At 59.8% G+C, this 21,908-nt stretch carries 14 protein-coding genes; 11 read left to right on the top strand and 3 right to left on the bottom strand.

Features of this window, described 5'->3' with window-relative positions:
* Positions 1 to 30: 30 nt before the first annotated feature.
* Entirely contained in the window at positions 31 to 1,626 is a 1,596-nt protein-coding gene (locus V3H18_RS00605; RefSeq protein ID WP_332079923.1) for an efflux transporter outer membrane subunit, read from the bottom strand.
* A 378-nt stretch (positions 1,627 to 2,004) separates the two neighbouring features.
* Here V3H18_RS00605 and V3H18_RS00610 point away from each other — a divergent pair, with 378 nt between their 5' ends.
* Positions 2,005 to 3,210, top strand: coding sequence for an efflux RND transporter periplasmic adaptor subunit (locus V3H18_RS00610; RefSeq protein ID WP_332079924.1), 1,206 nt, complete (start codon positions 2,005 to 2,007; stop codon positions 3,208 to 3,210).
* Positions 3,211 to 3,257: 47 nt separating this feature from the next.
* The gene (locus V3H18_RS00615; protein ID WP_408631741.1) at positions 3,258 to 6,524 is read left to right on the top strand and encodes an efflux RND transporter permease subunit; all 3,267 of its coding nucleotides are present in this window, start codon (positions 3,258 to 3,260) and stop codon (positions 6,522 to 6,524) included.
* 132 nt (positions 6,525 to 6,656) lie between these two features.
* On the opposite strand, the gene V3H18_RS00620 is transcribed toward V3H18_RS00615, so the two are convergent.
* Positions 6,657 to 8,075 carry a glycosyltransferase family 4 protein gene (locus tag V3H18_RS00620; RefSeq protein WP_332079925.1) on the bottom strand — a complete coding sequence of 473 codons (1,419 nt, stop codon included), beginning with the start codon at positions 8,073 to 8,075 and terminating at the stop codon, positions 6,657 to 6,659.
* A 538-nt stretch (positions 8,076 to 8,613) separates the two neighbouring features.
* Between V3H18_RS00620 and V3H18_RS00625 the strand changes: the two genes are divergently transcribed.
* From V3H18_RS00625 to V3H18_RS00635, 3 genes are all read left to right on the top strand, one after another.
* Entirely contained in the window at positions 8,614 to 9,477 is an 864-nt protein-coding gene (locus V3H18_RS00625; RefSeq protein ID WP_332079926.1) for a DUF6502 family protein, read from the top strand.
* Complete coding sequence (locus V3H18_RS00630; protein WP_332079927.1) at positions 9,474 to 10,685, top strand: DUF5666 domain-containing protein; 1,212 nt, start codon at positions 9,474 to 9,476, stop codon at positions 10,683 to 10,685. The genes V3H18_RS00625 and V3H18_RS00630 overlap by 4 nt, the downstream gene beginning before the upstream one ends.
* 303 nt (positions 10,686 to 10,988) lie before the next feature.
* The gene (locus V3H18_RS00635) at positions 10,989 to 12,137 is read left to right on the top strand and encodes a pyridoxal phosphate-dependent aminotransferase (RefSeq protein WP_332079928.1); all 1,149 of its coding nucleotides are present in this window, start codon (positions 10,989 to 10,991) and stop codon (positions 12,135 to 12,137) included.
* 3 nt (positions 12,138 to 12,140) lie between these two features.
* On the opposite strand, the gene V3H18_RS00640 is transcribed toward V3H18_RS00635, so the two are convergent.
* On the bottom strand, positions 12,141 to 13,445 hold the full coding sequence (locus tag V3H18_RS00640) for an NtaA/DmoA family FMN-dependent monooxygenase (RefSeq protein WP_332079929.1): 1,305 nt from the start codon (positions 13,443 to 13,445) through the stop codon (positions 12,141 to 12,143).
* Positions 13,446 to 14,187: 742 nt separating this feature from the next.
* Between V3H18_RS00640 and V3H18_RS00645 the strand changes: the two genes are divergently transcribed.
* The 6 genes from V3H18_RS00645 (at position 14,188) to dhbA (ending at position 21,907) form a co-directional block, all read left to right on the top strand.
* Positions 14,188 to 15,879 carry a PepSY-associated TM helix domain-containing protein gene (locus tag V3H18_RS00645; RefSeq protein WP_332079930.1) on the top strand — a complete coding sequence of 564 codons (1,692 nt, stop codon included), beginning with the start codon at positions 14,188 to 14,190 and terminating at the stop codon, positions 15,877 to 15,879.
* A complete protein-coding gene (gene fes, locus V3H18_RS00650; RefSeq protein WP_332079932.1) occupies positions 15,876 to 17,249 on the top strand; it encodes an enterochelin esterase in 1,374 nt (457 codons plus the stop codon). The genes V3H18_RS00645 and fes overlap by 4 nt, the downstream gene beginning before the upstream one ends.
* A 135-nt stretch (positions 17,250 to 17,384) precedes the next feature.
* Entirely contained in the window at positions 17,385 to 18,584 is a 1,200-nt protein-coding gene (locus V3H18_RS00655; protein WP_332079933.1) for an isochorismate synthase, read from the top strand.
* Positions 18,575 to 20,197, top strand: a complete 1,623-nt coding sequence (locus V3H18_RS00660) for a (2,3-dihydroxybenzoyl)adenylate synthase (RefSeq protein WP_332079934.1) — start codon at positions 18,575 to 18,577, stop codon at positions 20,195 to 20,197. Before V3H18_RS00655 ends, V3H18_RS00660 begins: the two co-directional genes overlap by 10 nt.
* An 18-nt stretch (positions 20,198 to 20,215) precedes the next feature.
* Positions 20,216 to 21,103, top strand: a complete 888-nt coding sequence (locus V3H18_RS00665) for an isochorismatase family protein (RefSeq protein WP_332079935.1) — start codon at positions 20,216 to 20,218, stop codon at positions 21,101 to 21,103.
* A 36-nt stretch (positions 21,104 to 21,139) separates the two neighbouring features.
* Positions 21,140 to 21,907: a 2,3-dihydro-2,3-dihydroxybenzoate dehydrogenase gene (dhbA, locus tag V3H18_RS00670; protein ID WP_332079936.1), complete on the top strand. Its 768-nt coding sequence runs from the start codon at positions 21,140 to 21,142 to the stop codon at positions 21,905 to 21,907.
* Position 21,908 lies beyond the last annotated feature (1 nt).

The raw sequence follows: 21,908 nt of genomic DNA on the forward strand, positions 1-21,908 counted from the left end.
CGGGCAAGGCGACAGCCATATCGCAAGGTCTCATTGCGCCTGCCCGAAAATCCCATTCGAAGTGGCCAATGGGTCCGGGAGCAAGTCAGGATTGACCGGCGCGTTGACGCGCTCGATTTGCTCCTTCGTCGGCAAGCCCGGTTCATTCGGCGGCAGATTTTTAAGGTTCTGGTCCTGCCATCCGCCGCCCAGCGCCATGAAAAGTCCGGCGGCGTCGGCGAGAAGATTGCCCCGCGCCTGGGCAAGGGACACGGTCGCGAGAAGATAGGTCTGCTGCGCGTTTAGAAGGGCAAGAACGCTGACGCTGCCGATTTGCAGTTGGCCCCGAACAATATCGAGGTTCTTGGCCGACACTTTCTCCGCATAGGCGGCCGCCTTGACCGCGTCGGAGTCAGCCTGAATGGCGCGCAAAACGTCGGCGACATTCTGGAATGCGACGATCACGGTCTGGCGGTATTGAGCGCCCACTTGTTCAAGGGCCGCCTCAGCCGCCTTTTGTTGATTGAGGAGAGAGAAGCCGGCGAAGACCGGTTGCACGGCGTTGGCGGCGAAGGTGTAAAATTGCGTCCCCGGCGAGACGAGTTCGGCGAGTTTCAAAGCGCTGAAACCGGCGTTGGCGCTGAGGGTAATGTTCGGGAGCCTCGCCGCGACGGCCACTCCGACCTTGGCGCTCGCTGAATGCAACTGGGCCTCGGCGGCCCGAATGTCGGGTCTCTGCCTGACAAAGGCCGTCGGGAGCGATACAGGCATGACGCCCGGCAGCTTCAACTCGCCAAGGTCGAATGTATCGGGAACCTGGTCGGGCGAATAGCGCCCTGCGAGCGCCGTGATCAAATCGCGCTGTTGGCCGATCAGCTTCTTGAGCGGCGGAATGAGTTGCAGGGCCTGCGCAAGCGCGGCTTCCTGAGTCAGGACGTCCGCTTCGGACGCCCAGCCGACGCTCTGCTGCTTACGCAAGAGATCGAGAAGCTCGCGCTCGATCTTGACGACGCGCTCCACTGCGGCGAGTTGGCCGCGCAACGCGGCTTCCTGAATCGCGGCGACGGCCACATTCGTGGTCAACGCCAGATAAGCCGCCTCGAACTGATAGCGCTGCAAATCCGTTTGCGCCTCGAGCGACTCGACCATGCGTCGGTTCATTCCCCAGACATCGAGCGTATAGGCGACGGTGAGCTGCTTGAGAAAGAGAGAGTAAACCCAGGTCGAAGGATTCTGCGTATTGACGGTCTGCAGATTAAAAATCTTGTTCGCCGGCGTCGGATAAATTTGATTAAAAATGACCTGGTTAAGCGATCCGAGCGGACGGAGATTCGAGGGAAGGTTGACGCTGTCATTGCTGTTCGCGATCAGCGTCGGCAGAAATCCGCCTTTCTGACTTTCCGCCGTGTAATACGCGACCTTTATCGCCGCCTCGGCGGATTGAAGCGAGGCGTTTTGCTCGATAGAGGCCTCTATCAGCCTATTGAGCTTCGCGTTCTTGAACGCCTCCCACCAGCGCTGCGGAACGTTCCGCCCGGCGGCAAGTCGTATGTCGCTTCCTTTGCCGTCGCCGGAATTAGCGAGTTTGTCTGGCGCGATGCGATCGACGTCGGGCGGCGGCGGAGATTGAAAATCAGGGCCGACCATGCAGCCGCCCAACATGAGAAAAAGCGCCCCTCCCCAAATCGCGGGTTTCGGGAAGGCGCTCTTAACCCCGCAGAGAAAAGCAACAATGGCGCGGAACGTCTGCATTCGGCTTAACAACCACCTCAGCCTTGTTCCCACACGATTGCCGGATGTGACGAGAGGACCCTTAAAAGATAGCGACAGCATTTACTACAGGATGATGACTCTTGGCAGGCCTTATCGAACAGCCTTTAGGCCAATGCTGTGAATTGCATATGGCGATTATTTCCAAAGTGTGTCCGCAAAGGTTCATATATCTAGTACTCTAGACAGACAATTAGCCCGAAGCGATAAGACCGCGCTAATCGACTGAAACCGAGGCTGTCCGGAGTGCCAGGCATGGTTAAGTTCTTCCCTTTCGCGCCAGAGCGTAAGCGGCGGATTGGGTGGCTTGTCGTCCTCAGCGTAGCGGCGGTGCTGGGTCTGCTTGTTTTAGGCCGGATCTACGCGAACCGGCCAGAAAAGCCCGCGACGAATCCCGTCAGCGTATCGGACGGAGCCGAGATCGATCTGAGCGATTCGCAAGTCGCGTCGTTAAAGATCGAGAAGGTCGGCGAGCGCGCTTTCACCCAGGAGAAACGCGCGGTCGGCGGCATCGATTTCAATCAAAATAGTCTCGTGGCGGTTTTCGCGCCTTACCAGGGCCGCATCATAAGGGCATTTTTCAATGTCGGAGACGCCGTGGAAAAAGACCAGGTGCTCTTCACTCTCGATAGCCCCGATTTGCTCAGCGCCGAAGCGAATCTGATCACGGCCGCCAGCGCATTGACCCTGCAAAGCCGCACCGTGAGTCGCGTCAAGTCCTTGCTCAAGATCGGCGGCATTTCGCAGCAACTGGCGGATCAGGCGACCTCCCAACAGGAGACCGCCGAAGGCGCATTAAAAGCCGCGCGCGACGCGGTTCGGATTTTTGGCAAGACGCCCGAAGAAATCGACAAGATCGTCGCGGAGCGAATCGCCGACCCTCAGTTGATCGTGAGAAGTCCTCTTACCGGCTACGTCACCGCGCGCGCCGCCGCTCCTGGACAGTTCGTCCAGCCCGGCGTCCCCCCTGCCCCTTTTGTCGTCGCCGACACCTCGACGTTGTGGATGGTCGCCAATGTCGTTGAAAGCGATGCCGACGCGCTGCGCCTGGGGCAGGAAATCAGAGCCGCCGTCTCCGCTTATCCGAACCACGAATTTCAAGGAAAAATTACCGTCCTTGGACCTTCCATCGACCCAATCACCCGTCGCCTGTTTGTCAGAAGCGAAATCGCCGATCCTCAGCATTTGCTGCGCGCAGGCATGTTCGCCAATTTCATCATACGGACTGGAGAGGCGATCCATGCGCTCGCCGTTCCGCAAAGCGCAGTTGTTCGCGAAGGAGACGGGACAATGATTTGCTGGGTCACAAAAGACAGTCGCCGGTTTTCGCGCCGGGTCGTGACGGTGGGTCTCCGGCAGGACAATTTCGCCCAGATCGTTTCAGGTCTTCAGCGGGATGAACTCGTCGTGGGAGATGGCGCGGTTTTTGTCAGCAACGAGGCCGCTATTGAGACGCCGTGACAACCGCAACCGCGCGATAAACGCGAACTCTTAACTGGAGATCGGAATTGCTGAAATCCATTTTGGAGTTTGGGCTGACGCGCCGGGCGATCATTGTCGTGGGCGTTGTGATCTTCTTCCTCGTCGGAGCTGTCGCCTTCTCAAAACTCAATATCGAGGCCTATCCCAACCCTGCTCCCGTCATATTGGAGATAACCGCGCAAGCTCCGGGCTTTTCCGCCGAGGAGATGGAAAAATATTACACAATTCCAATTGAGATCATGCTTTACCCGACTCCCCGGGTAAAAAATATTCGATCCACTTCCTTTTACGGCCTTAGCTTTATCCGCGTCACTTTCGAATATGGAACCGACTATAATTTTGCATACACGCGAGCGGGGCTCTCTCTCCAGCAGGGTCCGACGCTGCCGGGCAACGTCACGCCCGTCATCCAGCAGTCGAGTCTGGTCGGCGAAATCTTTCGTTATCAGGTCGTGGGACCGCCGAATTTCGGCCTGACAAACCTTCGCACGGTTCAGGATTGGATGGTCGCGCGCAGATTGATGACCGTCCCGGGAATCGTTCAGATCAACTCCTGGGGCGGGACAACCAAGCAATTTTCCGTCGAGGTCGATCTGCAAAAGCTGGAGGCGTTCAATGTCACAATTCCACAGGTTATCGCCGCCGTCGGGAACGCAAATGTTAACGTCGGCGGCCGCGAAATAACGATCGGACAACAGTCGGTCAATATTCGCGGCGTGGGGCTAATCGACGATGGCGGAGCTGACAATCTTCTCAAGGGCTATCGAACCGAGGACATAGAGAACATTGTGCTGGGGCAGTCGAAAGGCGTGCCCGTTCAGATAAGGAACGTCGCCAAAGTCTCGGTTGGCTTCGTGCCGCGCCTCGGCATCCTCGGCCGCGACGCCGAGCCGGACGTTGTCTCGGCGATCGTCGTCATGGGCCGTGACCAGCACACCAACCAGATGTTGCCCAAGGTTCATGCCGAAATCGACCGGATGAATTCCGACGGCACGCTGCCGCAAGGGGTGAAGCTCGTTCCAATTTATAATCGCGGCGCCCTGGTCTCGGTGACCACTCACACCGTTCTCCACAATCTCGTTTTTGGCTGTCTGCTGGTTTTCTTTATTCAATGGATATTCCTGGGTGATTTACGCAGCGCCATCATTGTCGGCGCGAACATTCCCTTCGCGCTTTTTTTTGCGATCATCATCCTTGTCGCAGAAGGAGAAGACGCCAATCTCCTCTCGGTAGGCGCCGTCGACTTCGGGATCATCGTCGACTCCGCGGTTATCCTGGTCGAGAACATCTTCCGAAATTTTCAAGCTCCGCGCGCCAAACGCACCGAACTGCTTCAGCTTCTCGCCGAAGGCTTCTGGGGGCCGACTTCGACATCTCCGACAGAACCGCGCGGCGGATCACAGCTCTGGACCGACCGGTTAAGACTGATATTCGTGAGCGCGCTGCAAGTTGACCGGGCCGTTTTTTTCACGGCGGCGATCACGGTGACGGCCTTTCTGCCGCTTTTCACCATGACGGGAATCGAAGGCCAGATTTTTGGCCCCATGTCGCGCACTTATGCCTATGCGCTGAGCGGCGCGCTGCTCGCGACCTTCACAGTCACGCCCGTACTCGCCTCAATCGTGCTCCCAAAGCAAGTCGGCGAGATCGAGACGTTTTTCGTGCGCAAATTGCGCGCCGCCTACACCCCGACATTGAGGTGGGCGTTGGGTCATCGCAGACTGGCGTTCGCGATGGGAGCGGTCTTCCTGCTGACCGGAGGCGTCCTCGGCAGCCGGTTGGGCAGCGAATTCCTGCCGACGCTGGAAGAGGGGAACTACTGGATCCGCGCGTCGCTGCCTCGCACGATGTCTCTCGAAGCCGGCATCGGCACCACGGCGAAGATTCGCGAAATTTTCATGCGCTATCCGGAAGTGAGAACCGTCGTCACGCAACATGGACGCCCCGATAACGGCAGCGATGCGCAGTCTTTCGCGGACGTTCAAATATTCGCGCCGCTCAAGCCTTTCGACGAATGGCCCGATGGCATGACCAAAGAGCGCCTCACCGAAGAATTGCGGCGCGCGCTTAACGACGAAATTCCGGGAGTGGTCTTCAATTTCTCACAATATATCGAAGACAATATCGACGAAGCGATGTCTGGCGTTAAAGGCGGCAATGCGGTGAAAATTGTCGGCCGCAATCTGCAGACGCTCGAGAATATCGCCGAAAAGGTGAAGTCGCTGCTGAAGACGGTCCACGGCGTCACCGATCTCGAAACGCTTCACTCGCTGGGTCAACCCAATCTCAACATTCGCATCGACCGCTCCAAAGCGGCGCGATACGGCATTAATTCCGGAGACATCAACGCCGTCGTCCAGGCGGCGATCGCTGGCGTAAATGCGACGACCGTTTTCGAAGGAGAGCGCCAGTTCGGGGTCGCAGTGCGTCTTGCGCCGCAATTTCGCGACTCCATCGACACGATCCGAGAAATAAAAGTTGGCTTTACAGAGGTCGGCGCCGCCGTACCGACCTATATCCCTCTCAAGGAGCTCGCCACGATCTCGCTGGAGACCGGCGCCTCGTTCATTTACCGGGAAAGCAGTCGACGCAATATTCCCGTGAAGTTCAACATTCGCGGGAGAGATCTCGGCTCTACGATCGCTGAAGCGCAGAAAAAAATTGAGGAGAAGGTAGAGCTCCCGAACGGCTATCAAATTATTTGGGCGGGAGAGTTTGGCAATCTACAAGAAGCGAAAAGCCGACTGGCGGTTGTGGTGCCCTTATCCTTCGTGCTGATTTTTGCGCTTCTTTATAGCTTGTTCAATTCATTCCGAGACAGCTTCGTCGCTCTCGCAGGCATTCCCTTCGCGATTAGCGGCGGAATTATCGCCCTTTACGTATCGGGGCTGAACTTTAGCGTTTCCGCTGCGATCGGCTTTATATCCTTGTTCGGCGTGGCTGTGATGGACGGCATCGTCAACATCACATACATCCGCGAACTCCTGCTGCACGGCATGGAGTTTAAGGAAGCTGTGTTTTATGGCGCGGAACAACGCATGCGACCGATGCTTATGACGGCGCTGTCCGCTGGCGTCGGCCTTTTCCCGGCCGCCATGTCGCACGACATCGGTTCTCAGGTTCAACGACCCTTGGCCACGGTCGTCGTCGGCGGCATGTTATTGGGACCGATCATGCTTCTCTTAGTCGCGCCGGCCCTGCGTCAAGTCTTCCTCGTCCCGTTTAAGAGGGCTCCTTCGCAGCGTCCTCCCCCAGCGGACGGGAAAATCGACAGTCTGTCCGAAGGCGGGTGAGGTCGGGAAGCGCGCGCATGTAAATCATCGCGGTCCGCAAAGACCCGGCGTCTTGATCGCGCCGGGTCGCCAACTCAGGCGAAGCATGCCGGAATGCTCATGGGGACTTTGCGCGCGGTCTTAATGTCGGCGTCAGGGGAACGCCTGGATCCATTTTAGACGCGGGAGCCGAAGCTCAGCTTGTGTTTGATAAGCGTCATTCAAGATGAGGCTCTCGAGATTCTGCGCTGAGTCGTCCCAGCTGTATGCAGGCCATCTTTCATTTTCTGCCGGCAGCTGATGGAGTTTCTCGATTTTGTCCGCCAAGTCGACCGAGTCCAGTAAGTTGAAATAGCGGACGTGGTCGCCGCCGATTTCGTGGAACACAGGCAAATCCGAGGCAATAATAGGAAGCCCGCAATATCCGGCTTCAACCAAGGGCAGGCCAAACCCCTCAATCATCGATGGGTAGACTAAAGCGCGGGCATGCGCATAGCAGTGACGCAGGTCGGCGTCGCTCGCCTTGTCGAGCCACAGGAGCCGTCGTCCATATTCCCAGTGGCGCTTGATCCGATGCTCGAGAGCTTCGCTCTGCCATCCAGCGCGGCCGACGATGACGTAGCCGACGTCGACACCCCTCAACCACAGACGTTCAAAGGCGTCAAGCGCGATAGGATAGCCTTTCCGCGGTTCAATGGTTCCCACGCTCAGGAAATAAGGCCTTTCATTTGCATTCACGGCTTTGGCCGCAGCGGAGATTGGAGCGTCGTCTTCATCGTCGAAATCCGCGCCCAGTCGCCACCAGCCAATATGAAGATAGGGATTCGTGGGGAGATTGCTGCGGGTGACGTAAGCAATAAAATCCATCGCGCCGCTTTTCGAAACGCATATGACGCGATCGCTCTTCAACGCGAATCTTTCGAACCACTCCCTGAATTCCTCCGTCATTTGCGGAGCGACCCCGAGCGGATGAATCAAGGGAATGAGGTCATGTATGACCGTTATGAGTTGGCCTCCCGCGTCGGAAAGAGCCCGCACGAAAGGCGCATACTCGGCAAGCATGCCCCAGCTTGCGTCGAGGAGCACAAATTTGTCGCCTTCGCTGAATGTGATCGAATGTGGAAGCGAAGGATGATCATAGTAGGAAAGAAGCTCCCCGTTTTCGATTATAACGGGAAGCGCAAATCGATCTCGGACCGATCTCTTCGCAATTTCGCGAACGACGCGTTGAACGCCGGTCTTCCCGCCAAACCGATGCGTTGGCGTAACATCGATGAACACGCGGCGAGACGAGGCGAAGGTAAACTCCTCGTCCGACGCGAGTTCTTCGGGCAAAGGGGGGCGGGGCTCGAGGATCGGACGACGCCGCGATCTCGATCCGTCATGGAGATGGGCAAGCCCCATCCGCCGGGTCACTGTCCAATAGAGCTCCCTCAGTTTAAAATAGACAAACGCCGTCACGGGATCCAGCGCGTCCGCTGTCCGTTTCCGATTTATCTCGAGATTCTCTTGCTGAATCTGTGACGCCAAATAGAGAGCGACTCTGGTTTCGTAATCAATTTGCGTTTCCATTGCGCCTTTCTCCAGAGTGCGCGCCAAAGGCTGGACCGAGTCTTTCGAGTCGTCGTCCAGGGATTGGTTTCGGGGATGTCGATGTCGGCGGCTGATCTGGAAGTTTCGCTGCAACCCGTGCAGCCTTTTTTGATCAGCCGTTGTCGGAACGCGCCGAGAGCGGGGTCAATCCGGCGCTAAAAGCGGCTGCTTGTATCGAAGGTCCGTCACCCTGCAGGGGTCGTTGGGAAGAAAGGGATTGCAAGAGAGTCTCTCCTGCACGCTCGAGCGATTCGTGCGCGGCGAGTCGACGGCGAGCACAAAACACGACGCCAGAGCCAGCACGACGATAAGACGACGAGCGACTCCGCGTTTTGCCGGATAGGCGGAGCGCGCCCCACGCGAGGCGACATTTGGGACGATCGACAAATCAGTTCGGGGCATGGCTTCGCCTCGCATCCGTGGGAATATATCCCACTGAATCGGTATACGTGGGAAATTTGCTCACGTCAAGCCGTCGTGGGATTGTATCCCACTCGGGATCGGGTTACGGACAGGCATGACCGAAAGAAAAGACGACGGGCTTCCCGACGCCGCGCGTCTTCAGCAGCCGATTGCGCGACTGCTTAGACCGTTGGTTCGCCTTTTCATTCGTTGTGGAACGACTTTTCCGGCGCTTTGCGATTTGTTGCGCGAGCTTTACGTCAATGTGGCCGTCCACGACTTTCCGCTGCCAAAAAAGGAGCAAACGGATAGCCGGATCAGTCTTTTGACCGGCATTCACCGCAAGGAAGTCCGACGGCTGCGCAACGCCGGCGCCCCGGTCCGACAAACGCCTGCCGCCGTGTCGCGTACGACGCAAATCGTCGCGCTTTGGATGGCGGACCCCCGCTTCGCCACTGAGGCCGGCGCGCCAGCGCCCCTGCGCCGCTCGGGATTGGAAGGGAACGGACCGACCTTTGAAGATCTCGTCGGCGAAGTCACGCGCGACGTGCGGCCGCGCGCCGTTCTCGACGACTGGCTCGACCGCAAGATCGTCACTTTCGACGAACAGGAAAGAGTGGTTCTTACCGAGGCCGCGATCGCGCCTAACAGGGGCGACGAGCGCCAGCTCTATTATTTCGGCCGCAATCTCCACGATCACATCGCCGCCGCGGTCGCAAATATCTCGTCCAGTTCGTCTCCGTTCATGGAGCGCGCCGTCCATTACGAAGGCCTGACCGAAGATGCGGCGCGCCGCCTCGAGGCGCTTTCTCGCGAATTGGCGATGGCCGCGCTGGTGGCGGCGAACCGTGAAGCGCAAGCGCTGCATCGAAAGGATGAGGGCGGCGAATGGCGCTGGAATTTTGGAATCTACGTTTATCGAGAAAAGGAGCCGGGCGGCGCGCATGACGCGACCGACGAGGAGGAGCCTCGGTCGTGAGCGCCTCTCGCCGACCCTCCCGGCGCCAATTTGGCGCGGCGCTTATTGCCTTATTATCCTCTCTCGCGGCGCGCGCGGGAGCGGCCGGCGACAAGCCGAAAGACAATGGAATCGGCGGAACCGGCTACATATCGACCCTGCCCGATCCCGATAACGGCATCGGCGGCACCGGAATCGCCGGCACCATTCGCGGGTTCGGAAGCATCATCGTGAATGGCGTTCGGGTCGCCTATCCCGCTGACGCCGAACTGACGATCGACGGCCGACCCGCCGATCTCTCGCAAATGCGAATCGGGCATGTCGTTTCGCTTGTCGCCGAACGCGACGGGACGCGACTCACGACCAAGCGAATTCAAATCTTGCGGGAAGCCGTCGGCGCGATCGAAGCCGTGTCCGATCGTCGGCTGCAGGTTCTCGGGCAGAAGATCGAATTGGGGCGCAATTTGAAGACTGGCCGGCTAACGGTTGGCCAGCACGTCGCCGTGAGCGGTTTGCGTTTGCCGGATCAGACAATTGTCGCAAGCCTCATCGAGACCGCCGAGCCCGGCGCCGCGCAACTCGTGGGAACCGTGACTCACGGAGCGGACGGGCAATTAATGATTGGCTCGCAGCCGGTTTTCGGGGTCGCAAAAGCGATGACGGGCCAAAGGGTGGTCGTGCGCGGCGTTTCAGGCGCCGGAGCGTTGGATGTGACGTCCGTTTCCGCCGACCCGTTGTTGCCGCCCGGTCCTCAACGTTTTCTTGTCGAAACCTATCTTCAGCGCGAAGGATCGAGGGTTAGGACAGCAAGCGGCCTGACCCTGGGTGCCGCGCGCGACATGACGTTCCAGGGCGTCGCCCGAGCCGTCATCGGCGTTGACGCCGATACGGAAGGCGCATGGACCATTCAGTCGTTCCGAGCGACGGAGAACCTTGGAACGCGCGGATCTTTTAAGGAGAATCAGGGCGGCGCGGAAACGCCTCACTGGTTGGATAGGCCAGCGCCCGACAGCCAGGGCGGCGGTCCTGGAGGCGTTCCGGGCATGGGAGGCTCAGGCGGTCCCGGGGGCTTCCAAGGCCAAGGTTTGCCCGGAGGCTTTGGCGATCCCTTTGGCTCGGGCGGGTTTGGCGGCCCCGGCGGCTTTGGGCCGCCCGGCGGAATCAGGGGGCCTGGCGGTTTCGGAGGCCCGCGAGGTCCCGGTCCTGGAGGCGGCGGACCGCCGCGCTAAGAAACGCCGGCATAAGGTCGCCGCATGACGCGTGACGACGATGGATTCGACGGCGCTGGGCCGGATGCCGCTCCCCCCGCTGACGCGCGTTCCGTTGGAACGACCGCGCGCGCGGGCGAATTATTTCGTCGCAAAATATCTTCGTGGCGCGCCGCATGATCCCCGTCGCCAGGATTTTGCGTCGCCGGGCGCGCATGCATTAATATAGCCGAGGGTTTCTCAATCCGCCGGAAAGCAACTCGGCTCATGTCTATTCGCGCTTCGCGGAAAGTTTCATTTTTTTCTGAGTCCGTCATCCGCGAAATGACTCGCGTATTTGAGGCGAGAGGCGATTCGCCCGGAGCCAATCTCGCCCAGGGATTTCCGGATTTTCCGGCGCCGGAGCTCATGAAAGAAGCGGCCTGCCAGGCCATTCGCGATAACCACAATCAATACGCCATAACCTGGGGCGCGAAAAACCTGCGCAAGGCGATCGCCGACAAGACCGAGCGTCACTATGGCGTGAGGCCCGATCCCGAGCGGGAGATCACTATCGCCTGCGGCACGACGGAAGCCATGATGGCGGCGATGATGGCTCTGGTCGATCCGGGGGACGAAGTCATCGTCTTCGAGCCTTACTACGAGAACTATGGGCCGGATGCGATACTTTCGGGCGCGACGCCGAGATTCGTCAGGCTTCGCGAACCCGACTGGCGTTTCGATTCCGATGAGCTGACGGCTGCTTTCAACAACAAGACCCGCGCCATTATCATCTGCAACCCCGGCAATCCGACAGGCAAGGTCTTTCATCGCGACGAACTGGAATTCATCGCCGCGCTTTGCCAGAAATGGGACGTTGTCGCGATCACGGACGAGATTTACGAGCATATCGTTTATGATGGCGCGCATATCCGCATGGCTGATATTCCGGGGATGGCGGAACGTACGGTCACGATCGCCGGCGTCTCAAAGACCTATAGCGCCACAGGTTGGCGTATCGGCTGGCTCATCGCGCCGCCCGAGGCCACGATCGCCATACGCAAGGTTCATGATTTCCTGACGGTGGGCGCGCCGGCTCCCTTGCAGGAAGGCGCAGTTTGCGCGCTGCAATTTCCCAATGGCTATTATCAGGAGCTCGCCCGGCTTTATGCGACGAAGCGAGATCTGCTGCTTCCGGTCCTGGAGGAAATCGGTTTTATCGTCTATCGACCACAGGGCGCTTATTATCTGATGACGGACGCCTCGGCGCTGATGCGACGCACGGGGCATGACGATGATGTCGCTTTCGCGCTTTGGATGATTGAAGAGCTCGGCGTCGCCACCGTGCCCGGCGGCAGCTTCTACAGCCGCAAGGAAGATGGGCGCAGCAAGATTCGTTTCTGCTTTTGCAAGACGCCGGAAACGCTGAAACTTGCCGGCGACTTGTTGCGCCAGGGCCTGGACGGCCGGCAGGTCCGCCGCACGGGAAGTTAGCGCTTAATCGCGCAAGTGATCGGCGAAAGTCGCGCCGGAATATTCTTCGCGGAATAAACCTTCCTCGACGAGACGCGGCGCGAGTTCCTCCAAAACGAGCCGCATCGAGCTGACCGCTCCTCCCGGAAGGGCGATGAAGCCATCCATTGCGCCGGAGACGGCCCAATCCTTGATCTGTTCGATTGCGTCATCGACCTTTCCGATTACCTGCCAATGCGCAGATCCTATGACCTCGGGACGCATCAACAATTCCGCCACTGTTGGCTCTTCACGCGAGATCACGCGCCGAAGCAAGTCTGAATGGGTTCGACTCCGCACGTTAGGCGGCGGCGGCGGGAGATCGGCGAGTCTAATGCGTCGGTCGGTCGGCCACTGGGAAAGGTCCAGACCTGTCATCTCCCGGATGGAGGCGATTTTTCTCGCCTTGTCCAACCGCGCATGTGTCTCGGCGAAAAGATCGAGCGCCTGCGCGCGGCTGGACGCGAGATAGAGGCTGAGGCCCGGCAGAATGCGAATGTCGTCCGCCTTGCGTCCATGCGCTTCGGCGCGCGCGCGAAGGTCTTTGCGTTGTTCGATTCCGGCTTCCTTATCGGGCGCCGAGAGGAAAACCGCATCCGCGACCGAAGCCGCAAAATCGCGCCCGGCGGGAGAAGCGCCCGCCTGAATGAGCGGAATCGGGATTTCGCCGCAGGCTGGAAGATTAAGCGGCCCCTTGACGCTGAAATGCGTTCCTTGATGGTTAATCGGCTTGACGAGCGAAGGATCGGCGTAATGCGCGCCTTCGCGTTGGACCTTCAGCGCCGCGTGAGGATAGCTCTCCCAGAGTAGACCGACGACTTTGGCGAACTCCGCGGCCCGCTCGTAGCGCTCCTGCGCCGAGGGCATCGCGGAAAGGCCGAAATTCTCATTTCCATCGAGCGCCGTGACGATGTTCCATCCCGCCCGCCCGTTACTGATCCAATTGAGCGATTGGATCTGGCGCGCCACGACATAGGGCGGATAGAAGGTCGTGGAAACGGTCGACAGCAAGCCGATCCGCGACGTTTCACGCGCGATGGAAGCCAACAGGATCGTGGGATCGAGACTGGCGAACCCCGGCCCGTCCTCGACCGCCGCCGCATTGAGAAACAGGGCGTCGGGACGAAACACAAAATCGAGCTTCGCCGCTTCGGCGCGCTTGGCGAGATCTATGTAGAACTCGCTCGAATATAGATGCTCGACATCGCTGTCGGCCCGGCGCCAGGCGTCGCCGCTCAACCATGTAGGAGCAAGCGACATCCCAATATGAAGCTTCTTTCCAATACTCATTCAATAACCCAGCATATTGTCGACGTACAGGAGGGCGAGGCGTGCTCGTCGGCTCGGATCGAAATGCGAAATTGTTTTTCCCGTTCGATAAGCAGTCGGCCAAGCCGAATTTGTCGTGCAAGCGACTTGGCGAGCGCTGGTTGGATTTACCTGCGCTTCGTCGGCGGCGCAAAAGCGATCACTGCGAATTCTTCCAAAGTCCACGCGCGCGCACCGAACAAGAGAACCCCTCTTTGTAATGAGAATAAATCCAATGTAATATAAGTACTTATTGAAATATTTCCAATTTATGTCAGCTTTTTATTGACGCTTTCAGAATGAAAACGTATCATTTGACCATGTTTTACAACAGTAACATAAAACACATAGTATAAAGGTTCCTAGATGCTTGAGAAGCTCTCTAAACTCAGCGGCGGCGCGCTGGCGTGGAGCGAAGAAGTAACTTTGTGCGCATCGGGCTTCGGCGCTTCGCCGTCCCCGATTCTCAATAGGCCGCTCCCCGCACAGAGCGCCTCTGGCGCCGTCGGCGCGGCGGCGACAGGCAACTTCTAACAACAGGAGCGGACGATGAATCTTTCGCTCGGCGCGCGCGCCGCAATCGGTCTCGACATCCTTGTCGGCGCAGCAAGCCGCGTCATCGGAGAAAGGCGCATGGCTGTTGTTTGGCGAGGCGAATGCGTCGACTCACGCGGGACTATTGGCGCTGCGGCATTTTCTTCGTCGACGAGCGAGCGATTAAGCGATGCGTAGCGACGTCGTTCGGCTCTATAAAGTCGTTCACACTTGGACCGGCATTACCGCCGGCATGCTCCTTTTCATCGCCTTTTACGCGGGCGCGATCACGGTCTTCGCCGAACCGCTCGCGCGCTGGATTGCTACGCCGGGCCTGACGCGCCTCACGCCGCTCGAACAATCCGACGAATTGCTCGACCGCGTCCTGGCGGCGCGGCCCGACGCGGGCAAGGACCTCACCCTCTATCTCGGGGAGACCGAGGATGTGCCGGCGCGCCTGATCTGGAAGAAGTCGCGCAACGACAAGGCGCCCTGGTCGGCGGAGCTATCCTCCGAAGGCGAATTGCGCATGGAGCAATTGCATCCCGCAGGCGTCGCGGAATTCGTCGACAGGATTCACAAGACCGGCGGCCTACCCGGCGACGTGGAGATCGGCCAGACGATCATGGGCGTCGTGGCCGCGGTCTATGTCGTCGCGATCATTTCGGGGTTGATCATCGTCCTCCCCTCGCTCGCGAAGGATCTTTTCGCGCTGCGCATCGGCGCCAATCTCAAGCGCATGTGGCTCGACGCGCATAATGTCGTCGGCGTCTTGAGCCTGCCCTTCCATATCGTGATCGCCCTGACCGCCGTGGTGTTCGGCTTGCACGATATTTTCTACGGGGCGCTCGACCGCGTCGTTTACGACGGTCAGTTGAAGTCGGTCATGAGCGCGGGCAATCCGTTCCAGCAGGTCGGCAAGGATCCTCATCCGGCGTCGATGCTGCCGGTCGGGGCGTTGGTCGAGCGGGTGCGGACTGTCTCTCCCGCTTTTACGCCGATCGAAATTCGCTATCGCAACGCCGGTCTGCGCGACGCCACGGCGATGGTTTGGGGCCATGAGCCAAGCTATATGACGCGAGGCAACGGCTTTGCCGTCTTAAACGCCGCGACGGGCGATATTCTAAATACGGACTATCTTCCGGGCGGGCGGAGCGCCTGGACGGCCACGGTTTCGACCTTCTTCGCCCTGCATTTCGCGACCTTCGGCGGCGACTCCATGCGCGCCTGCTATTTCCTGCTGGGTCTTGCCGGGGCTTTTCTATTTTATTCCGGCAATCTGCTCTGGATCGAATCGCGCCGGCGCACGGAGCGGCGCGCCGGCGGGCCAGTCAACCAGAAGCGTTCAACGCGGCTGATGGGCGCGGCGACGGTTGGCGTTTGCCTTGGCGCGATCTGCGCCCTCTCGGTCGCCATCGTCGCTGGCAAATGGCTCAATGGGCATGTGACCGAAGCCGAGGCCTGGCATGAGGGCGTCTTTTACGCCGTCTTTCTCGCCTGCGTCGCCTGGTCCTTCGCGCGCGGCGCAGCCTTGGCCGGCGTTGATCTCTTACGGCTCGCCGCCGTCTCGACCGCCGCGATCCCGCTCACGACGCTTGCGGCTTGGGCGACGACCTGGGCTCTGCCTTCTCTCGGCATGCGGCCCTCGGCGAGCCTTGCCGCGCTTGGCGTCGATCTCGTGGCGCTTTGCGGCGCGCTCGGCTTCGCCCTTATGGCGCGCGCGGCGGCCCGACGGAGCGAAGAGGGGCCCGCCGACAGCGTCTGGGCCGCCCCGCGCCGCCAGCTGACGTACGCCGCAGCCCACGCCGCTCCGCTCGACGGCCAACCCGCAAAGCAACTCATCAACGCATCCCTCTCCGACGAAGTGGGAGGCAATAGATGACGACGGCTTCCCTGCAATTCCTGCAAGAGCGCTTCGGCAACGATCTGGGAAGCGATCGATGGTGGCGGCGCGTCGCGATAGAAGGGACGCCAATCGTTTCGGCGGTTGGACGCGGTCGCGCGCAAGTCGTGTTCCTATGGCGCGACCCCGAAGGAGACGAAACCGCTTCCGCCACGCGTCAAGTTTATATCGACATCAACTCCATCGCCGACCACCACAGCGCGCCCACATCGCTGCAAAGAATAGAAGGAACAAACGTCTGGCGATGGTCAATGGAGGTCGAGTCCAATTGGAGAGGCGGCTATTGCTTCATTCCCGTCGACGCCACGCGCCTGCCGCCGGCATTTGACGCAGCGGCGCCGAACGCCGGCGCTACGCTGCGAAGCTGGCGCCTGGCGCTGCTCGATCATGCGCAAACCGATCCGCTCAATCCGGGCGCGCCGCATATCGATGGCCGGGGGCTTTTGCGTTCGGCGGCGCATCTTCCGGAAGCGCCCGCGCAGCCGGCATGGCGCGACGCCGACAGAAGGAAAGGCGCAAGGGGCGATTCGAACCGCCTCCAGCGCATCGAATGGGAAAGCGAGCGACTGCGCAATCGCCGCAACATATGGATCTACGCCACAGGTCCGACGCTCGGCGCAACGAAGCAGCGGCCCCTAATCTTGCTGCTAGACGGTCAATACTGGGCCGGCGGCATGCCAATCTTTTCCGCTCTCGACCACGAGACGCAAGCGGGCGCGCTGCCGCCTAGCGTCTATGCGCTGATCGACAGTCTGGACGTCGAGACGCGCGCGCGCGAATTGCCTTGCCATGCGACGTTTTGGGAAGCGGTTCAGGAAGAATTGCTCCCGCAGATCGCCGCGGCGGCGCCATTCGCCGGCGATCCGCGCAGGACGGTCGTCGCAGGCCAGAGCTTTGGCGGATTGGCGGCGCTTTACGCGGGCCTGCGCTGGCCCGAGCGCTTCGGCTGCGCGCTCAGCCAGTCGGGCTCCTTTTGGTGGTCGGACGCCTATGCTCAAAAAAGCGCGGCTCCGCCAGCATCCGCCGCTCTCGACGACAAATCCGAAGTCATCGCCGCATTGATCGGCAAGACCAAGAGCGCGTCCGCTCCCCTGCGAATTTTCATGGAGGCCGGCAGCTTCGAGAAAATCATCCGCTCGGCGAATGACCGCGTGCATCAGGCGCTGATCGCGACGGGGCGCGACGCGCGCTATCGCATTTATACGGGCGGCCATGATCCGCTTTGCTGGCGCGGCGGGTTGCTCGACGGTCTTTCATTTCTACTTGCCGAGCGCCGCTCGACGGACGGCCGCGGCGGGACGCGGGATGCGAGCGCCTTGTCGTTCGAAGCTTCACACATTGAGGAGTGAAAGAACGACAATGAGCGATGCGGCGCAAAAAATCCTTTTAATCTGCTTTCCCGGCCGGCGCGCAACAAGCGAATCGCGCCGCCCGGCGTGACAATTCGATCAAGTCAATGACCAGAAGGCCACAGGGGATTTGCGATGACCGACATTGCCGCTGAAACAATCTCTCCTCATGAAGCGGGCTGCGCGCCGACCGCTTCATTCCTGTTCACATCGCCGCATCGCAGCATCAGAGCCTTCGGCGTGAACGAAAAGATTCGCCTCTCCGCCTCCGGCGCCGCGCATGCCGACAGCTTTCTGCAAACCGCCGTGCGCGACGCCATCGAGAGGGCCAGCCTGCTCGGACAGGAGAATCCCATTGTCGTCGGCGCAATCCCATTCGACGTCCGTCAGCCTTCCAACCTCTTCGTGCCCAAGAGGTACGACGTGATTTCAAGGGACTCCCTGGTTCCCGAGGAACGCGACTGCTTTTGTGCGCCGAAAGTCGTAGCGATCCGCAGCATACCGGAAAAGGAAGGCTTCAAAGACGCCGTCATGCGCGCGATCGAATGTTTTCGCGCCGGAAAAATGTCGAAGGCCGTACTCTCGCGCATTCTCGAAATCGAACTCGCCGAGCGGGTCGACGCGACGGCCATTTTAAACGCGCTGCTAAAGCAGAATCCAAATGGCTATCATTTCCAGGCGCCGCTGCATGACGGCGCCATATTGCTCGGCGCAAGCCCGGAATTGCTGATTCGCAAGGACGGCGACTCGATCCGCTCCAATCCTCTCGCCGGCTCCGCCAAACGAGTCGCCGATCCCCAACAGGACGACTTCACAAGCCGCAAGCTGCTCGAATCGAGCAAGGACAATTTCGAACATAAGCTCGTGGTCGAAGAAATTCACGAAGCCCTCAGACCCGTCTGCAAGAGGCTGACGACGCCGAACGCCCCGGCGCTGATGAACACCGCCACCATGTGGCATCTCTCCACAATGATCACGGGCGAGCTTGCGAACGACGATACTTCCGCCCTTCAGCTTGCGTGCCGCCTGCATCCTACCCCGGCGGTCTGTGGCTATCCGACGCCGGAATCGCGTTCGCTCATCGACAATCTCGAACCTTTCGATCGCGGCCTTTTCAGCGGCATTGTCGGATGGTGCGACGCCAAGGGCGACGGCGAATGGGCGATCGCGATCAGATGCGGAACCGTGAATGACAGAACGATCCGTCTCTTCGCCGGCGCCGGCATCGTCGAAGCCTCCGATCCAGACGCCGAATGGGCGGAAACCGGCGCGAAGCTCGGCACCATGCTGCGCGCCTTCGGGATCGACGCCGGAGCTTGCGCCTCATGCCTATAGAATTCACGCCCTGGCCGGAGGACTTCGCTCGCGCTTACCGCGAGAAAGGCTACTGGCGGGGAGAGTCTTTGACGCAAATATTGCGGGGACGATGCGCCATCGATCCGGATGCGGTCGCGCTTATTTGCGGCGATCGGCAAATCTCCTATGCGGAATTCGACGCCCGCTCGTCGCAGCTGGCTGAAAATCTCGCACGGCGCGGGATAAAAGCAGGCGATGCGGCGCTCGTTCAATTGCCCAATGTCGCGGAATTCTACATCGCTTTCTTTGCGCTGCTAAAAATGGGAGTGGCGCCGATCAATGCGTTGTTCAGCCACAACCGGTTGGAAATGACGGCCTACGCCGAGCAGATCGAGCCGACGCTTCTGATCGGATCGGCCGAACACGCATTGTTTTTAGATGGCGCCTATGCCGAAGCGCTTACGAAATCTTTCCCCATGCTACGGCTCGTCGCGATTCACGGGACGACCGCCTATGCGGAAAATCTGGCTCTCCTCACCGAGCCAGGCGATGAGGCCTTCGGATTCAACCAAGAAAGCTCCGCTCCGGACCAAGTGGCCTTCTTCCAACTGTCGGGAGGAAGCACGGGCGTTCCGAAACTCATTCCCCGCACGCATGAGGACTATTACTACAGCGTGCGGCGCAGCGCGGAAGTCTGCGGATTGACGCCGCAAAGCCGTTACCTCTGCGCGCTGCCGGCGCCTCATAATTTTCCGCTCAGCTCTCCTGGCGCGCTCGGCGTGTTTCACGCCGGCGGGACGGTTGTATTGGCGCGCGACCCCAGCCCGCAGACCTGTTTCGATCTCATCAGACGCCATGAGATCGACATCGCCGCAGTAGTCCCGCCCATCGCCTCTCTTTGGATCGAGGCGGCGGCGGACGGCGCCGCCCCGCTCGCGACCCTGAAGCTATTGCAAATCGGCGGCGCGAGGCTCGGCGACGCCGTGGCCCGCCGTATTCCATGCGCGCTCGGCTGCCGCCTTCAGCAGGTTTTCGGCATGGCGGAAGGGCTGGTGAATTATACGCGCCTCGATGACGACGAGGAGCGCATTTTCACGACGCAGGGCCGGCCCATGTGCCCCGACGATGAAATCAAAGCCGTGAACGCCGAAGGCGAACGCGTTGGCCCGGGCGAAGTCGGCGAGTTGCTGACGCGCGGGCCTTACACGATCCGCGGCTACTATCGCAGCCCTGAACATAACGCGCGCGCCTTCGACGCCGAAGGCTTCTACCGAACGGGCGATCTCGTTCAAATCACCGAGGACGGCTATGTGAAGGTCGTCGGGCGCAAGAAGGATCAGATCAATCGGGGCGGGGAAAAATTTTCCGCAGAAGAGATCGAAAACCTTCTGCTAACGCATGAGGCGGTCATGGATGCGGCGCTTGTCTCCATGCCCGACTCCCTCATGGGCGAAAAGAGCTGCGCCTATATCGTCGCAAATGACGACGATCTTCAGGCGCTTGCGCTGCGAAAATATCTGCGAAGCCTCGGCGTAGCGGATTTCAAGCTTCCCGACCGTTTCGAATTCGTCGGTCAATTGCCGGTCACCGCTTTCGGAAAAATCGACAAGCAGACGCTGCGCGACCGCATCCAAACCAAGCTCAATGCGTAAGCGCGACAGGAGCAGATAATGGCGATACAGGCGCTCCCTTCCTATCCAATGCCGGGGCAGGAATCTTTGCCGCGGAACAAGGTCGACTGGACTCTTGAACCCGATCGCGCGGCGCTGCTCATTCATGACATGCAGGAATATTTTATCGGCTTTTATGGCGAACAAAGTCCGCTGGTCGATCAACTCCTCGCCAACATCAAGAGGCTGCGCGACCATTTCAAAGCGCTTGGCGCGCCGGTGATCTATACCGCGCAGCCCAAGCAACAGAGCGACGAGGATCGAGGGCTCTTGAACGACATGTGGGGGCCTGGACTAAACGCCCATCCGCATCTCGACAAAATCGTGCAGGCTGTGGCGCCGGACGAGAATGACACGGTTCTGGTCAAATGGCGTTACAGCGCCTTCAAGCGTTCCCCCCTCGCACAGTTAATGAAGGACATGGGAAGGGATCAATTGGCGATTTGCGGCGTTTATGGCCACATCGGCTGCCTGACCACGACGCTCGACGCTTTCATGCAGGACATTAAGCCCTTCGTCATTGGCGACGCCATCGCCGATTTCTCTCTCGACGATCATCTTATGACGCTCAATTACGTTTCGCGCCGCTGCGGAGCCGTCATCGGCTGCGACGCGGCGACATCCGCACGACCTTCGCGCGCGTCTTCGCTCACCAAGAAGGAGCTCAAGACGCAGCTCCTGACGATGGTCGAGATCGATGAAGAGCAATTCGATCCCAATGAAAATCTCATCGATTACGGGCTCGATTCGGTGCGCACCATGGCGATCGTGTCCGAATGGCGGAAGCTGGGGATCGACGTGAGCTTCGTCGATCTCGCCAGACAGCCCACGCTCAACGGCTGGTGGGAGCTGATCGAGCGCAAACTCGCAGCCAATGCCTCGGCGTAACCGGCGACGCCAAAAGATGAATTGGACCTCGCGACGATGACAGGCGCCAATCTGCAGATGGATTTTACGGGAAAGCGCGTTTGGGTGACGGGCGCCGGGCAGGGAATCGGCCACCAGATCGCCGCGCATTTCGTGGCGCTCGGCGGCGACGTCGTTGGATTGGACAAGGCTTTTCCGGAGCAGAACTATCCCTTCGCCACCGCGTCTCTGGACATCAGCGAGCATGAGCAAGTCGCGAAAACTTGTGGCGCTCTGCTCGATACGATCCCGAGACTCGATGTGCTGGTCAATGCCGCGGGGGTCTTGCGCCTGGGACGAGCGGAGGAATTGAGCTTGGACGACTGGCAGGCCTGCATGAGCGTCAATGCGTCCGGCGCCTTCTATCTAATGCGGCAGGCGATACCGCAATTAAAGCGCCAGCGCTCTGGCGTCATTGTGAGCGTCGGCTCCAACGCCGCCCATACGCCGCGGATGCTGATGACCGCCTATTGCGCCTCAAAAGCGGCGCTCGCCAGTCTGACCCATTGCGTGGGGCTGGAGCTCGCGCCCTATGGGGTTCGATGCAATCTGGTCTCGCCTGGCTCCACCAATACGGCCATGCTTCGCGGGATGTGGCGAGCGCGGGACGGCGAAGCGCAAACCATCGCGGGCGATCCCTCCATGTACAAGCTTGGAATTCCGCTCGGCAAAATCGCCACGCCTTCCGAAATCGCCAATACCGTCGCTTTCCTCGCCTCGGACCTCGCAAGCCATATCACGCTCCAGGACGTCGTCGTGGACGGCGGCGCAACCTTGTCGGCATAGA

Source organism: Methylocystis borbori (assembly GCF_036576025.1).
Taxonomy (GTDB): Bacteria; Pseudomonadota; Alphaproteobacteria; order Rhizobiales; family Beijerinckiaceae; genus Methylocystis; species Methylocystis borbori.